The following is a 15760-nucleotide window of genomic DNA, read 5'->3' on the forward strand; positions in this document are numbered from 1 at the left end:
GATGAGAACACTCCTCGAGTCAATCGGCTTCAACGGATGGGTTCTCCCGGCCCTGCTGATCATTCCAATGATCGGCGCAGGGCTGATACTTGCGCTCACGACTGGGAGCGGCGAGCCGGCTCGAGCGGAGGCGGCGAATCGTGCAGCTCGTCTCATCGCGCTCTGGTTCTTCATCATCGAGTTCATTGTCTCCGCCGGCCTGTGGTGGTCGTTCGATCCTGCCATCACAGAGTGGCAGGCCGTTACCGACATCGCCTGGATCCCGACCTGGGGGATCAGATTCACACTTGGGCTCGATGGCATCGCGCTCATGATGATCCTGCTCACGACGTTCATCATGCCTCTCACGGTTCTGGGAAGCTGGACCAGCATCAAGACAAAAGTGCCTGCGTTCTTCGCGCTCATGCTGATTCTCACCAGCGGAATGCTGGGAGTCTTCGTCGCGCGGGATCTGTTCCTGTTCTACGTGATGTGGGAAGTGATGCTCATTCCGATGTATTTCATCATCGGAATCTGGGGCGGGGAGCGACGCATCTACGCGAGCATCAAGTTCTTCATCTACACGATGCTGCCGTCGCTGCTGATGCTCGTCGCGATCCTCTACCTCGGCATAAAGGCCGGCAGCGGCGGAACACCGAATTTCAGCTATGACAATCTGCTGGCGAATCTGACAGTCGCGCCGAGGGCGGCGCTCTGGCTTTTCGCGGCGTTCTTCCTGGCGTTCGCGGTGAAGGTTCCGATGTTCCCGTTCCACACGTGGCTGCCCGACGCTCACGTTGAGGCACCGACAGGCGGCTCGGTGATCCTTGCGGCGATCATGCTCAAGATGGGAACCTTCGGCTTCCTTCGATTTGCGCTGCCGCTTTTCCCCGACGCGGCGATGAACCCGACCGTCCGCGCCACTGTTGTCACGCTGGCGGTAATCGGAATTGTGTACGGCGCGCTGGTGGCGATGGTGCAGCCCGACCTGAAGAAGCTCGTCGCCTATTCCTCCGTCAGCCACCTCGGGTTCGTTATGCTTGGAATCTTCGCGGTGACGCTGCAGGGCGTTCAGGGAGCGCTGATGATCATGATCAGCCACGGCATTTCGACCGGCGCGCTCTTTCTCCTTGTGGGAATGATCTACGAGCGGCGCCACACCCGCGAAATCGAGGCATACGGAGGCATTGCGCGCGTTGTGCCGCTGTTCGCGACGGTGCTGACCATAGTCTCGCTCAGCAGCATTGGGCTCCCCGGTACCAACGGATTCATCGGCGAGTTTCTGGTGCTGGTCGGGTCATTCCAGCCTTATCCAATAGCGACGATGATTGCGACGACCGGTGTGATACTCGCGGCAGCGTACCTGTTGTGGGCAATCCAGCGAGTTCTCTTCAACCCGCTCGCCAAGCCGGCGAACGAACACATTCCTGATCTGAACTGGCGAGAGATTGCGATAGTCGCTCCGCTCATTGCGGCCATTATCTGGCTCGGCGTGTATCCAGCTCCCGTTTTGAGACGGATGGAACCGGCAGCGGCGAAATTCGTCGCGCAGGTACAGGCAGGCATGCCCCCGGCGGCCGTCCCGACGACAACCATTGCAGCCGAGACGGACGGCACGCGATGACGCTCAACCTCGCGATCCCCTCGCAGCTGATGACCGCCCTCGGGCCCGATCTTCTTCTGATGGGCGGCGCGATGCTGCTGCTCCTGTGGTCCGCATGGCGCCCCGAATCGGAGGCGCACCAGAGGCAGATCGGTATCGCCAGCATTGTTCTTTGCGTCTCGGTCGTCCTCGCGATCGGATTCTACGTTGCGAAGGGCGACACGGCCGGAAACGGCGTGATTGCAATGGACAATTTCCGCTGGAGCGCCGACCTCGTTTTCCTTATCGCGACGATCGCGACGATTGCGCTGTCGATGGACTACAACGCGAGACAGGGCATCACAGCCGGCGAGTCGCATGTGCTGCTGCTCTTCGCCACCTCCGGAATGATGACTCTCGCCGCCGCGCGCGATCTGATGATCGTGTTCCTCGGGATCGAGATCATGTCCGTTGCTGTGTACGTGCTCGCGGGCCTCAACCGGCGGAGCGAGCGCTCCGCAGAAGGCGCAATCAAGTATTTCCTGCTCGGCGCATTCTCGACCGCATTCCTGCTGTATGGAATCGCCCTCGTCTACGGTGCGACTGGCACGACGAATCTCGCGGATATCGGATCGCGCGTCCGCGAGCTCGCGCTTGCCGGCAACACTTTCCTAGTTGTAGGCGTTGCGCTGCTCCTCGTCGGGTTCGGCTTCAAGGTTGCCGCAGTTCCATTTCACATGTGGGCGCCCGACGTCTATGAGGGTGCACCAACGCCGACCACGGCTTACATGGCTGCAGCCGTAAAGGCCGCGGCCTTCGCCGCATTTCTCCGCGTCTGGCTCGAAGCATTTCCAGGCCTGGGCGAGAGCTGGCACGGGCCGGTATGGTGGCTGGCCGCGGTGACGATGATCGTTGGCAATCTCGTCGCACTCGTGCAGAAGAACATCAAGCGGATGCTCGCGTACTCGAGCATTGCGCACGCGGGATATATCCTCGTCGCGATCGCCATCGGTACGCCAGCGGCCACCGGGGCATTCATGTTCTACCTCCTTGCCTATACTCTCGCGACCTTTGGGGCGTTCGGCGTGATCGTCGCGCAGGGCGACGCCGGAGAAAATCTGGACATCGACGGTTACTCCGGGCTGTGGCACGTACAGCCGAGAACCGCAATCGCGATGGCCATTTTCATGCTGGCGCTGCTCGGATTTCCTGTTTTCGGCGGTATCGGCTTCCTCGCGAAGTACTGGATAATTCAGTCCGCGCTTCAGGCACCCAACCCGCAGACGCGCCTCGCCGTGATTCTTGTCGTCACGAGCGTCGTCTCGGCCGGCTATTACCTCTATGTGGTGATGGTGATGTTCATGCGGCCGAGGAAGGCTGACGCTTACGTGCCGCCGCCTGCCGGCACGTGGACCCGCTTCGTAGTCGCCGGCGCTGCTGTCCTGATAATCGTTCTCGGGATCCTGCCGAACTCAGTGGTTCGCTGGACTGAGCGCAGCAAGCCCTCGATGGAAAAACCCGCTGCAACAGCGGCTCTTCCCGCGCCGGCTCCGGCCGCGTCGTCCGCGCCATGACAACCTTGTCGCGGGATATATTCCGCGAGTATGACATCAGGGGGATAGCTGGAAAGGATCTGACGCCGGAAGTGGCACGTCTCGTCGCTCGCGCGTATGCCGCTTTCCTCGTTGAAAAGAAAGTGGCGGGAGCAATTGCCGTTGGACGCGACAACCGTCCGAGCGGTGTGAACCTGCACCGCGAGATCGTTGACGGGCTCCTGGAGAGCGGATTCGACGTCGTCGACATCGGTGTGGTTCCGACTCCCGTCTCCTACTGGGCTCAGCACAAGCTCGACGTTGTGGGTGGAATAACGATTACCGGCTCGCACAATCCACCCGAGTTCAATGGATTCAAGCTCGGGTTGGAGACGCGGTCGATTTACGGTGCCGACATTCAGCACATGTACGCCATCGCCGCTGCCGGGAATTTTCCGCAAGGCACGCGGAACGGAACGAGTCGCAGCGAGGACGTCATTGGACCGTACATCGACGATATCGTCGCTCGCATTGGGCAGCTGCCGCCCGAGCTGAAGGTCGTTGCCGATGCCGGCAACGGCGCGGGCGCATTGGTGGCACCAATGCTTTTCGAGCGACTCGGCATCGCAGCTCGATGTCTCTTCTGTGAGAGCGACGGGACATTTCCCAACCATCACCCGGATCCCACGATTCCCGAAAATCTCCGAGATCTCATCGCCGCCGTTGCCGAGGACAAGGCGGACGTGGGCATCGCGTTCGACGGGGACGCGGACCGGATCGGTGTCGTCGACGACACTGGTGAAATCATCTGGGGCGATCACCTCCTTATCATCTACGCGAGGGATGTCATCGCAAGAAAAGGGAAGGGCCAGCCGATCATCTTCGACGTGAAGTGCTCACAGGCGCTGCCGGAATCGATAGAAAAGGCGGGTGGCAAGCCGGTGATGTGGAAGACAGGCCACTCGCTGATCGAAGAGAAAATGCACGAGACGGGAGCCCCGATTGCCGGCGAGATGTCGGGGCACATGTTTTTTGCGGAAGGATTTTACGGATTCGACGACGCGATGTACGGCGCGGCACGCCTGCTCCGCATCATCGCGGACTCCGGAAGGTCCGTCCACGAGATGCTGGCCGATGTCCCCCGATTCGTCTCGACCCCCGAGCTTCGTGTTGCATGCCCCGACAACCTGAAGTTCGGCATAGTCGAGGAAGCGAAGAAGCACTTTGCTGCGTCCCACAAAGTGATCGACGTGGACGGTGTGAGGGTCCTCTTCGGGGACGGCTGGGGCCTGATTCGCGCCTCCAACACACAGCCCGTCCTCGTGATGAGATTCGAAGCCAGAACGCAGGAAGATCTGCAGAGAATCCGGTCGGAAATGGAAGGATGGCTCCGGCAGCACGGAGTGCAGGTTTGAGATGACGCCGGGGCGGCGGCTCCTCTTAGGGCTCGCCGCTGCTGCGGCAGTTCTCCTCCTCGGCCGCATTCTGGCGGTGGTTTACGCCGATTACAGCTGGTACAGCGCTCTCGGTGCATCCGCGCTGTGGAGCGAGCGGGCGCGCGACGTCGCCATGATCCACACTGTTTCCGCCGCGGTGGCCGGCATTTTCGCCCTGATCAACCTCTTCGCCATTCGCCGGAGCATCGTCTCACTGGCTTTCCCACGGCGACTGGGAAACGTGGAGTTTGGCGAGGCGGTACCGGCGCGGTATCTCGACAGGGGAGTGCTGATCCTGTCGCTGGTCGTTGCGCTTCTCGCCGCGATTGTGGTCCCTCGCTGGGAACATCTCGCTCTGATTAAAACGGGGGTCCTGTTCGGCGAGAGAGATCCGTTTTTCCGCATGGATTTGAGCTTCTACGTCGCGTGGCTGCCGCTGGAGCTCAGCGCGTATACGTGGGTGCTCACCGTGCTCGTCAGTGTGTCCGCCGCAGTCATTGGACTCTATGCGCTGACGCCGAGCCTGCGCTGGGAAAGGGGCGCGTTCCGATTGTCGGTTCACGTGCGCAGACACCTGGCGGTACTCGGCGCGTTGTTTCTGCTGATCACGGCTTGGAATTACCGCCTCGCCGGCTATCGTCTGCTGATCGATGGAACCGGCGTGAACGGAATGTTCTCCTACATCGACCATCAGTGGCTCATCCCAGCGTATCTGTCGCTGTCGGTGGTCACCGTCGCGGCGGCAGCGCTGGTTCTCGTCAGCGGGTGGACTGGTCAGCTGAGGACCATCTTCTTCACGATAAGCGCAGTTCTCGTTTTCTCGATCGCCCTCGACCTCGTTCTTCCTTCGGTCGCGCGGAGGTTCGCGGCCTCGAGCGTTGATACGAGCCAGCAGCAGCCCTATGCAGCCACGAGGGCAGCGTTCACGCGGCGCGCTTACGGCGAAGGTCCGCGGTCTCCAGGTGCGCCGACCGAAATCACCCGCTTTTCCAGTTTCGGAGACTCGGCGCGTTCTGCAGGACTCATCGAGGAAGAGAAGGAAAGGATGCTCGTCTATCCGGGTGCGCATACCGCTGCAATCGTGCGCCCGGCCGCCGCCATTCCCGCACCAGCCCTCGGCAGTGGACTTAGCCGTCTCGCTCATGCCTGGGCGGAACAGCGTCTGGATCTGATCTGGGGTGCGTTTCCGCCGACGGCCCGAGTCGTCCGCATTCGAGACGTTCGCGACCGTGTCCGATTGCTCGCACCGGTTTTTGCGCAGGGCAGCAGAGTAAGTCCCGCATTTCTGGGGGATACTGTCATGTGGGTGGTGGAGCTCTATTCCGCCTCCGCGACGTATCCGCTGAGCGCGCATTTCACTCTCGCCGGCGAAGAACGCTCCTATTTCAGACACGCCGGAACCGCTCTCGTCAACTCGAGGACCGGCCGCACGTCTTTCGTTTCGAGCGCGACACCCGACCCGGTCGCCGTCGCGTGGCGCGAGCGGTTTCCGGCGACGTTCCGGGCCGGGGGCCCAGACATTCTCGACGCGCTCACCGCCAATCCGCTGAGTGTGGCGGGAGGGCCACGCGGCGCACGCTCGTCTCCCACGGACAGCGTCTTTCGGCGCGAAGTGTCGCGGCTGTACGCGCGCATGCGGCAGGCACTCGCATCCGGCAACCTCACCGCGTTCGCGACGGCTTACGACTCGCTTGGGGCGTTGATCGGACGTGAGTGATGGACAGCGAACGGCGGTCGTCGCGCTGGGAGGGAACGCGTTGTCGCCGCCGGGCGAACGGTCGACGATCGCCGACCAGTTCCGTCATACGCGCGAGAGTCTCGCGGCAATCGTGGACCTCGCCCGCGACGGATGGCACCTCTGCGTCGTCCATGGCAACGGACCCCAGGTTGGTGATGAGCTCATCCGCAACGAAGTTGCGCGCGCCGACGTCGAGCCGCTGCCACTGGGAGTCCTCGTCGCGGCAACGGCAGGATGGATCGGCTACATGATCCAGCAGTCGCTCGACAATGCGCTACGCAAAGCCGGAATCGCTCGTTCCGTTACGACGATCGTCACGCAGGTGCAGGTAGATCCATCGGACAGCGCGTTGCTCAATCCGTCGAAATTCATCGGACATGCGATACCCGAGGACAGAGCCGCTGCGCTCATCGGCGAAGGGCACTCGGTGAAACAGGATGCCAACGGGATGTACCGCCGAGTAGTGGGGAGCCCGGTTCCACGTGGCATTCACGACATGGAGATCATCAAGCCGCTGGTCGAGAGTGGAACGATTGTCATCGCCTGCGGCGGCGGCGGAGTTCCGGTTTACACCGATGCGCTGAAGAACCTCGAGGGTGTTGACGCAATCATCGACAAGGACGCGGTTGCTGCGGTGCTCGCCGCGGAGCTGGGCGCGGAGCTGCTGTTGATTCTCACCAGCGTCGATGCCGTGTACGCTGATTGGGGAACGCCGGCGAAGCGTGCGCTCTCCACCATGACTGTTGCCGAAGCCCAATCGCTCGACGCGGCGAAGGCGTTCGGGGAAGGGAGCATGGCGCCCAAGGTTCGCGCAGCTGCTGACTTCGTCAGCAAGACCGGAGGCCGCGCAATCATTGCGGCGTTGGATCAGGGAATGGAAGCAGTTCATGGTCGGGCGGGAACCACTATTGCCCGTTAAGTTCCCCCGGCGCTCATCCGTCATAGATGCCACAGCATATCTGATGAGGAAATCGATCTAGGTGAACATCCACGAGTACCAGGCAAAAGAGATTTTTCGCGCAGCGGGCATCCCGATCCCGCCCGGCGAGGTAGCCACTACTCCCGATGAAGCTGAGAAGATCGCCCGAAAATTCGGCGGTACAGTGGTGGTCAAGGCGCAGGTCCATGCGGGCGGGCGGGGAAAGGCCGGAGGCGTGAAGCTCGCAAAAACCCCAGAGGAAGCGCGCGAAGCTGCTGCCCGAATACTTGCTCTGACGATCAAAGATCTTCCAGTGAAAAAAGTTCTCGTCACCCCGGCGGCCGAAATCGCGACTGAGGCGTACGTAGGAGTGATCGTCGATCGCGCGTCGAAGCGGCCTGTTTTCATGGTGAGTCCGGCCGGCGGCATCGACATCGAGGAAGTGGCGGAAAAAACGCCCGAGAAAATCCGGCGGCACCCGGTCGACCCGCGGTATGGACTGCGCACCTACGAGGCAATGGAGCTCGGCTTTTTTCTGTACGACGATGTGAAGCAGGCGCGCGCTGCCGCGAAGATCATGCAGCAGCTTTACTCGGCCTTCATCGCAAGCGGCGGGTCCCTCGCTGAAATCAATCCGCTGGTCACGACGCCCTCGGGAGATGTCGTTGCTCTCGACGCAAAGATGGTCGTCGACGACAACGAGCTCGATCGTCTACCGAACCTTGCCGCGCTCCGCGACGAAACCGCGGAGGCGCCAAGCGAAGTCGAAGCGCGCAATGCAAGCCTCACCTTCATCAAGCTCGACGGAAATGTGGGCTGCGTCGTGAACGGAGCTGGACTCGCGATGGCAACAATGGATCTCGTGAAGTACTACGGCGGGGAGCCCGCGAATTTCCTGGACATCGGGGGCTCTTCCAATCCTGAAAAAGTAGTCGCCGCGCTGCGCATCATCACCGCCGATCCGAATGTGAAGGCAATCCTGTTCAACATATTCGGCGGAATAACGCGCACCGACGATGTAGCGAATGGAATAGTGACCGCGACAAAGCTCAATCCTCTGAAAGTGCCGATCGTGATCCGGCTCACGGGGACCAACGAAGAGATTGCGGTGAAGATCCTCGAGGAGAACGGGTTCGTCGCGATGACCGACATGGATGAAGCCGTGCAGAAAGCAGTGGCGCTCGCGACGGGAAAAGCAGCGTGAGCATATTCATCGATAACGACACGCGGCTCATCGTTCAGGGCATCACCGGCCGCGACGGCTCGTTCCACGCGCGGCAAATGATGGAGTACGGGACCCGGGTCGTCGGTGGTGTCACCCCGGGAAAGGGTGGGCAGAAGTTCGACGGAACAGTGCCGATCTTCAACACCGTCGAGCAGGCAGTAGCAGAGACCGGTGCAAACGCATCGGTCATCTACGTTCCACCGATGTTCGCGGCCGACGCGATGATGGAGGCTGCAGATGCCGGAATTCCTTTCATCGTCTGCATCACCGAAGGCGTCGCTGTGCTCGACATGACGAAGGTCTATCCATTCGTGCGGGAGAAGGGCGCCAGGCTCCTCGGACCGAATTGTCCCGGCCTCATCTCTCCGGGAAAGTCGAAGGTCGGCATTATCCCCGGCAGGATTTGCACGCCGGGGCCAATTGGGCTCGTCAGTCGTTCCGGAACGCTTACCTACGAGGTTGTCTTCCAGATGACGAGGGCCAACCTCGGACAGACGACATGTGTCGGAATCGGAGGCGATCCGATAAACGGGACCAGTTTCATCGACTGCCTCGCGGCCTTCGAGGCCGATCCTGATACCCAGGCTGTCGTCATGATCGGCGAGATCGGCGGCACTGACGAGCAGGAGGCAGCGGCATTCGTGAAAGCAAAGATGAGCAAACCGGTGGTCGGGTTCATTGCGGGGCAGACGGCTCCGCCGGGACGCAGGATGGGTCACGCAGGCGCGATAATCTCGGGATCGTCCGGCACGGCGGCCGAGAAGATGGAAGCCTTCGAGAAGAACGGAATCGCTGTCGCAAGGCGGCCCATCGATGTCGTGCAACTTCTCAGGTAACAATAACCAAGTCACTACAGGACAACGATATGGCTGGAAGCAGGACTCTCTCTATAATCAAGCCGGATGCCTTCGCCTCCGGGAAAGCAGGCAAGATCATATCGCATCTCGAGGACGCGGGATTTCAGATTGTCGCGTCGCGAGTGTTGCGACTCACTCAGGAGCAGGCCGGCGCTTTCTACGCGGTCCACAAAGAGCGCCCCTTCTTTGGGCCGCTCACGACTTTCATGACCTCAGGCGCGTGCATGCCGATGGTGCTGGAGCGCGACGACGCGGTTGCGGCGCTCAGGCGGACGATTGGAGCGACCGATCCGGCCGAGGCGGAGGAGGGTACGGTCCGCAAGCTGTACGCGGAATCGAAGGAGCGAAACGCGATTCACGCCTCCGATTCGGACGAAAATGCGGAGCGCGAAGTAGCGTTCTTCTTCCCGGCAACCGAGCTTCTTCAGGCGCGCTAGGGCGCGCGCCGTCGGCCTTTTCCCTTGCGGTTAAGGTCGCTAGTTTTAAGAACTTATGCTGTCATTTGACATCCGCTCGCTGGAGTCGCAGGCAGCGCATGTGGACGGCACCGTTTCACCGGACGATCCGGTGTGGGAGGCCCGAGACATGCGCCCCGCGAGGCCGATCCATGTCGAGGGTCGGCTTTCAGCGGCAGGTCCGGGCCGCTTCTATTTCAGCGGACGAATGAGCGGCACAAGCGAAATGCCTTGCCGGCGATGCCTGGAGGACGTGCGAGTTGAGGTGTCGGAGGATGAGCATTTCATCTTCTCGGCCGCCGGTGAGGAGGAGACTGACGATCCGGATGTCTTTCCTTTCGATCCCCAGGCTCACCAGCTCGACATGAGGCCGGCCGTCAGGGAAGCCTGGCTGCTCGCCGCGCCAGCCTTTGTGCAATGTCGTGAGGACTGTAAGGGGATTTGCCCGACGTGTGGAACCGACTGGAACGTGGCCGATTGCGACTGCGAGCCAGTGACAATTGACAGCCGCTGGGAAAAGTTGCGCGCGATTCGCGACGACCTTTCCTAGAGCGTACCTACTTTATCCTGATATCAAATGGCCGTCCCGAAGCGACGTACCTCGAAGAGGAAGAAACGCGCGCGCAACACGCACAAGATTGCGCCTTCGATTGCGATCCAGAAGTGTCCGCGCTGCCAGAGCATGAAGCGTCCGCATCACGTTTGTGAGGAGTGCGGATATTACGACGGTGAGCAGCGAGTAGCAGCAAGGGAAGCATAGAGTTGGCGCGCATCGCGTTGGACGCCATGGGGGGCGACTTCGCTCCCAGGGCACCTATCGCCGGTGCGCTGCATGCTCTGACAGAGCTCGAGCACGACCACGTCGTGCAGCTCGTCGGGCACACTAGGTCCATTGAGAATCAGCTCAGCGCCCTGCTTGAAGGCGAGCTCGCGGGATGCCGGCACGTGCGCGAGCGGATCACGATCGTCGACGCTCCGGATACGATAGCGATGTCCGACAAGCCGACCGCAGCGCTGCGGAGCGGATCGAACAATACCGTGTCGGTCGGATTGAGGCTGCAGGTGGACGCTGAATCCGACGCATTTGTATCCGCGGGGAACACCGGCGCTCAGATGGCCGCCTCCGCACTGCTACTCGGGCGGCATGCCGGACTCACGCGGCCGGCGATCGCCACGATTTTTCCAACGGCGCGCAAGCCCCTCGTTTTCCTCGACTCCGGCGCAAACGTCGACTGCTCCGCAAACGAGCTCGTGCAGTTTGCCTGGCTCGGTTCGGTCTACGCCGAATACGTGCTCGGCCGGTACAAGCCGGCGGTTGGCCTCCTCAGCATCGGCGAAGAGAAGGAGAAGGGAAATACCACCAGTAAAGCGGCATACGCTCTGTTCCAGAGCGCAGGCTTCAATTTTCACGGCAACGTCGAAGGTCGTGACCTTCCGGCCGGCGCAAGCGACCGCGGGCCGATCGACGTCGTCGTATGCGACGGCTTCGTCGGCAATGTCGTGCTCAAGTTCTACGAGGCCGTCATGCCGATGATCGTCGGCCTTTTGACCGACGTGCCATCGTTCGACAGAGGGAAGCTGGAGGCTGCGCTCGGCCCGCTTGATTCCACTTCCTACGGCGGAGCGCCATTGCTCGGCGTTCGTGGCGTCAGCATCATCTGTCATGGAAACTCTTCGCCGCGGGCGATCAAGAACGCAGTGAAAGTCGCAGTGCGTGCGGTCGAGACGCGCGTGAACGAGCACATCGAAGAGCGTCTGCTCGGCCTGGTGTCGGGCTCGGGCACGGGACAGGTCGCGTGAAGCGGCCTATCGCGGCGGTGGTGGGCACCGGTCGAGGCGTTCCCGAAGGCGTGATGACGAATCACGACTTCGCAGCCATCGGAATCGAGACGTCGCACGAGTGGATTGTCGAGCGGTCGGGGATCGTCGAGCGCCGCATCGCCCGCAACGGCGAGACGACATGTTCGATGGCTGCAGACGCCGCACGGAAAGCCATGGAGCGCGCCAACGTCCACCCCGGACAGCTCGACACCATCATTCTCAGTACAGCCACGCCCGACCGCCTGCTGCCTTCGACTGCCGTCGATCTTCAAGCCGAGCTCGGCGCAGGCCGCGCCGCTGCTTTCGATATTGGAGCTGCGTGTGCGGGCTGGCTCTACGCGATGACCGTGGCCGAAGGGATGATTACCTCTGGAACGTCCGAGACGGTTCTCGTCGTAGGCGCCGAGAAGATGAGCGCAATCGTCGACTGGAAGGATCGAGCGACGTGCGTTCTCTTCGGAGACGGGGCCGGCGCGGCGATTCTCCAGCGCGCGAAAACGGGCAAGGGAATTCTCTCTGCCTACATGCGGAGTGACGGAAAACTCGCCGACCTGCTGTATCGCCCCGCGGGCGGGGCGACAAATCAGTTCTCGCAGCAGGTGCTCGACGAGCGTACCCACTACGTGCGGATGGCCGGGAGGGAGGTTTTCAAACACGCGGTCAGGTCGATGTCCGATGCTGCTGACCGTGCTCTCGACGCGGCAAGATTGACCGGTGACGACATTGACCTTCTGATTCCGCATCAGGCCAACGTCCGCATCATCGAAGCGACTGCCAAGCACTCCGGCATTCCCATGGAAAAGGTCTACGTCAATGTCGACCGCTTCGGCAACACGTCGTCGGCGTCGATTCCAATCGCTATCGACGAAGCAATCGAGCGCGGTCAGATTCACGAAGGAAGCACCGTCCTTCTTGTCGCTTTCGGCGCCGGCTTCACCTGGGCGTCGATGATAATCCGCTTCTAGAAGGTGGACGTCGTCCTTCTGTTCCCCGGCCAGGGTTCGCAAAAGCCCGGGATGGGTAAGGATCTCGCAGAGGAGTTTCCGGAGGCGCGCCGGGTTTTCGAGGAGGTCGACGAAGCTCTCGGCTTCTCGCTCAGCAAGCTCTGCTTCGAGGGCCCGGCCGAAGAGCTGACGCTGACGCACAACGCGCAGCCGGCGCTGCTTGCACACGGGGCCGCAGCGTGGAGTGTCGTTCGGAATCGGATCGGAAGCGCGGTCTGCGCCGCCGCGGGCCACTCACTCGGCGAGCACACCGCCTACCACGCCGCCGACGCGACGACGCTCGCGGATGCGGTGAGACTGGTTCGCCGGCGCGGACAGCTCATGTACGAGGAGGGGCTCAACCGGCCCGGCGCGATGGCAGCTGTTCTCGGCAAGCTCGAGCAGACCATCGAATCACTTTGCGAGCAGGCAAGCCGCACTTCGGGAGTCGTCGTACCCGCGAACTACAATACGGAGGAGCAGATCGTCGTGTCCGGCGAAGTGAGTGGAGTTGAGCGCGTAATGGCGCTGGCAAAGGAGGCGGGTGCGAAGCGCGCAGTTCGTCTTCCAGTGAGCGGTGCGTTTCATTCGCCATTGATGAAGCCTGCCGAGGACGGCCTTCGACAGGCGCTGGCGTCGACGCCGTTTGCGGAGCCCGCTTTTCCTGTTTTCTCGAACGTGACCGAGCAGGAGTCGCGCAGCTCCGCCGACGCGCGCGAGCTTCTCGCAACGCAGCTCACTTCGCCCGTACGGTGGGCCGGGGAGATCACCAACATCGCTTCTCGCTTCCGGGACCCGATTTTCGTGGAGCTCGGCCCGGGAGCAGTATTGACTGGATTGCTGACGCGGATCGTGCCCGGTGCGCGGGGGTTGGCGTGCGGAACACCGGCTGAAGTCGAGAAGCTCATGAGTAAGGTGGCTTGATGGAGATCGATCTCTCGAACAGAGTCGCGCTCGTCACAGGCAGCACGCGCGGAATCGGGCGCGCGATCGCCTCGACGCTGGGTAGCTGCGGTGCCCGGGTCGCCGTGGTTGGACGAGACAAGGAGAAGGCCGACGCCGTTGCGGCCGAGCTCGGTGGTGGGGCGATGGGCTTCGCGTGCGACGTGAGCGACTCGGCTGCGGTCGCGCAGCTCGTTGCGGAGACTGAAGCCGCGTTCGGCTCACTGGACATCCTCGTCAACAACGCCGGATTGACCCGGGACAACATAGTCATGCGTTTGAAGGACGAGGACTGGGACGCGGTGCTCGATGCAAACCTTCGCGGCGCGTTTGCGACAATACGCGCAGCGAGCAAAGGAATGATCAAGCGCCGGTGGGGAAGGATCATAAACATCTCGAGCGTCGTCGGGATCATTGGCAACAAGGGCCAGGCAAACTACGCGGCGAGCAAGGCGGGGCTGATCGGTTTAACGAAGACAGTCGCGAAAGAGCTGGCATCCAGGAACATTCTGGTGAATGCCATCGCGCCGGGCTTCATCGAGACCGAAATGACAGACGCGATGACGGCGGAGGCCCGTAAAGGCCTGATTGACGCCATCCCGCTCGACCGTCTCGGATCAACGGATGATGTAGCTCAGGCAGTTGCGTTTCTTTCATCTGATTATGCGTCGTACATCACCGGCCAGGTACTCGTTGTCGACGGCGGAATGGTGATGTAGAAGCCGCTCTAACGCAGCGGCGTAACTTTCTGTCAGTACGTCAGTTGGATATATTTCTGACCCAACCCACCACGAAGAGGAATTTGAGATGGCCGACAACTCTGAGAAGGTCAAGGACATCATCGAGAAGGAGCTCGGCGTCGAGCGTGAAAAGCTCACCAATGAAGCCAGCTTCATCGAAGACCTTGGGGCGGACAGTCTCGACATCGTCGAGCTCGTCATGGAATTCGAGAAGGAGTTCAATATCGACATTCCTGACGAGGATGCAGAGAAGCTGCGGACCGTCGGAGACGCCCTGGGCTATCTGAATACGAAAGTTCCCGCGTAATGAAGCGAAGGGTCGTCGTCACCGGCATGGGAGCGATTACGCCCGTTGGTAACGACGTGGCGACGACTTGGCAGGCCCTGCTGGATGGAAAATCAGGCGCCGCGCCAATCACCCACTTCGACGCGTCCGGCTTTCCGGTCCGCTTTGCGTGTGAGGTGAAAGGATTCGATCCCCTCGAGTTCATGGATCGGAAGGAGGCCAAGCGCGCCGACCAGTTCACCCAGTACGCAGTCGGTGCGGCGAAGCAGGCGATGACACACGCCGGTCTCGCGGTGCAGAACGGAATGGACCCCGACCGTATCGGCGTGATAATCGGGAGCGGCATCGGCGGTCTCAAGATTTTCGAGGAGCAGCACGATGTCTACCGGCAGCGTGGACCGGGAAAGATCTCTCCTTTCTTCATCCCGATGTTCATCTCCGACATCGCCGCCGGCATCGTGTCGATGCAGTTCAACGCCAAGGGCCCAAACTACGCCACCGTATCAGCTTGTGCGACGAGCGCTCACGCAATTGGTGATGCCTACCGCACCATCCAGTACGGCGACGCCGACGTGATGATCACCGGAGGAGCGGAAGCGACTGTGACGCCGATGGCGATCGGCGGATTCGCGAACATGAAAGCTCTTTCGGAGCGGAACGAATCACCCGAGACAGCTTCGCGTCCCTTCGACGCGACGCGCGACGGCTTCGTGATGGGTGAAGGCTCGGGGATCGTGATCCTGGAAGAGCTCGAGCACGCGCGCGCACGCGGCGCGAAGATTTACGCCGAGGTCGCCGGGTATGGAGCGACGGGAGATGCATACCACCTGACCGCGCCGGCTCCAAACGGCGAGGGCGCCCAGCGCGCCATGAAGCGGGCAATGAAAGATGCGGGATTTGCCGTGGAAGACATCCAGTACATCAACGCCCACGGAACGTCGACGCCGGCCAACGACCTGAACGAGACTGCCGCAATCAAGGCGGTGTTCGGAGATGCTGCGAAGACCGTGAGCATCAGCTCCACCAAGGGAGCGACCGGTCACATGCTTGGAGCGGCTGGAGCGATCGAGTTCATCATCAGCACGCTGGTGGTACGCGAGGGGGTCATTCCTCCAACCATCAATTACGAGACTCCCGACCCCGAGTGCGATCTCGACTATACGCCCAACAAGTCCATCGATCGCGACGTCACGGGTGTCCTCAGCAACAGCTTCGGCTTCGGCGGGCACAATACAACGCTCGCCGTGAAGCGATTCGTCGACTAG

16 protein-coding genes are annotated in these 15760 nt (G+C 61.5%); all 16 read left to right on the forward strand.

Annotation, left to right across the window (positions count from 1 at the left end; all coding sequences use genetic code 11):
* Nucleotide 1 precedes the first annotated feature (1 nt).
* The 16 genes from VES88_06530 to fabF all read left to right on the forward strand — a co-directional run bounded on the left by VES88_06530 (nucleotide 2) and on the right by fabF (nucleotide 15760).
* Nucleotides 2-1603 (forward strand): NADH-quinone oxidoreductase subunit M, encoded by a 1602-nt coding sequence (locus tag VES88_06530; protein ID HYN81140.1) that lies wholly within the window; start codon nucleotides 2-4, stop codon nucleotides 1601-1603.
* Nucleotides 1600-3135: an NADH-quinone oxidoreductase subunit N gene (locus VES88_06535; protein ID HYN81141.1), complete on the forward strand. Its 1536-nt coding sequence runs from the start codon at nucleotides 1600-1602 to the stop codon at nucleotides 3133-3135. The genes VES88_06530 and VES88_06535 overlap by 4 nt, the downstream gene beginning before the upstream one ends.
* Nucleotides 3132-4508, forward strand: a complete 1377-nt coding sequence (locus VES88_06540) for a phosphomannomutase/phosphoglucomutase (GenBank protein HYN81142.1) — start codon at nucleotides 3132-3134, stop codon at nucleotides 4506-4508. The genes VES88_06535 and VES88_06540 overlap by 4 nt, the downstream gene beginning before the upstream one ends.
* Nucleotide 4509: 1 nt before the next feature.
* Nucleotides 4510-6246, forward strand: coding sequence for a UPF0182 family protein (locus VES88_06545; protein ID HYN81143.1), 1737 nt, complete (start codon nucleotides 4510-4512; stop codon nucleotides 6244-6246).
* A complete protein-coding gene (locus VES88_06550; GenBank protein HYN81144.1) occupies nucleotides 6239-7186 on the forward strand; it encodes a carbamate kinase in 948 nt (315 codons plus the stop codon). Before VES88_06545 ends, VES88_06550 begins: the two co-directional genes overlap by 8 nt.
* 61 nt (nucleotides 7187-7247) lie before the next feature.
* Nucleotides 7248-8390, forward strand: coding sequence for an ADP-forming succinate--CoA ligase subunit beta (gene sucC, locus VES88_06555; GenBank protein HYN81145.1), 1143 nt, complete (start codon nucleotides 7248-7250; stop codon nucleotides 8388-8390).
* Entirely contained in the window at nucleotides 8387-9247 is an 861-nt protein-coding gene (gene sucD / locus VES88_06560) for a succinate--CoA ligase subunit alpha (GenBank protein ID HYN81146.1), read from the forward strand. The genes sucC and sucD overlap by 4 nt, the downstream gene beginning before the upstream one ends.
* A 29-nt stretch (nucleotides 9248-9276) precedes the next feature.
* The gene (ndk, locus tag VES88_06565) at nucleotides 9277-9705 is read left to right on the forward strand and encodes a nucleoside-diphosphate kinase (GenBank protein ID HYN81147.1); all 429 of its coding nucleotides are present in this window, start codon (nucleotides 9277-9279) and stop codon (nucleotides 9703-9705) included.
* Nucleotides 9706-9760: 55 nt separating this feature from the next.
* Nucleotides 9761-10273 carry a DUF177 domain-containing protein gene (locus VES88_06570; GenBank protein ID HYN81148.1) on the forward strand — a complete coding sequence of 171 codons (513 nt, stop codon included), beginning with the start codon at nucleotides 9761-9763 and terminating at the stop codon, nucleotides 10271-10273.
* Nucleotides 10274-10300: 27 nt separating this feature from the next.
* Nucleotides 10301-10483, forward strand: coding sequence for a 50S ribosomal protein L32 (gene rpmF / locus VES88_06575; protein HYN81149.1), 183 nt, complete (start codon nucleotides 10301-10303; stop codon nucleotides 10481-10483).
* A 2-nt stretch (nucleotides 10484-10485) separates the two neighbouring features.
* A complete protein-coding gene (gene plsX, locus VES88_06580) occupies nucleotides 10486-11523 on the forward strand; it encodes a phosphate acyltransferase PlsX (GenBank protein HYN81150.1) in 1038 nt (345 codons plus the stop codon).
* A complete protein-coding gene (locus VES88_06585) occupies nucleotides 11520-12509 on the forward strand; it encodes a beta-ketoacyl-ACP synthase III (protein ID HYN81151.1) in 990 nt (329 codons plus the stop codon). The genes plsX and VES88_06585 overlap by 4 nt, the downstream gene beginning before the upstream one ends.
* A gap of 3 nt (nucleotides 12510-12512) precedes the next feature.
* Nucleotides 12513-13451, forward strand: a complete 939-nt coding sequence (gene fabD / locus VES88_06590; GenBank protein HYN81152.1) for an ACP S-malonyltransferase — start codon at nucleotides 12513-12515, stop codon at nucleotides 13449-13451.
* Complete coding sequence (gene fabG, locus VES88_06595) at nucleotides 13451-14188, forward strand: 3-oxoacyl-[acyl-carrier-protein] reductase (GenBank protein ID HYN81153.1); 738 nt, start codon at nucleotides 13451-13453, stop codon at nucleotides 14186-14188. The genes fabD and fabG overlap by 1 nt, the downstream gene beginning before the upstream one ends.
* A gap of 88 nt (nucleotides 14189-14276) precedes the next feature.
* Nucleotides 14277-14516, forward strand: a complete 240-nt coding sequence (locus VES88_06600) for an acyl carrier protein (GenBank protein ID HYN81154.1) — start codon at nucleotides 14277-14279, stop codon at nucleotides 14514-14516.
* Nucleotides 14516-15760 carry a beta-ketoacyl-ACP synthase II gene (gene fabF / locus VES88_06605; protein HYN81155.1) on the forward strand — a complete coding sequence of 415 codons (1245 nt, stop codon included), beginning with the start codon at nucleotides 14516-14518 and terminating at the stop codon, nucleotides 15758-15760. Before VES88_06600 ends, fabF begins: the two co-directional genes overlap by 1 nt.

The sequence above is a fragment of the Gemmatimonadaceae bacterium genome (assembly GCA_035633115.1).
Classification (GTDB): domain Bacteria; phylum Gemmatimonadota; class Gemmatimonadetes; order Gemmatimonadales; family Gemmatimonadaceae; genus UBA4720.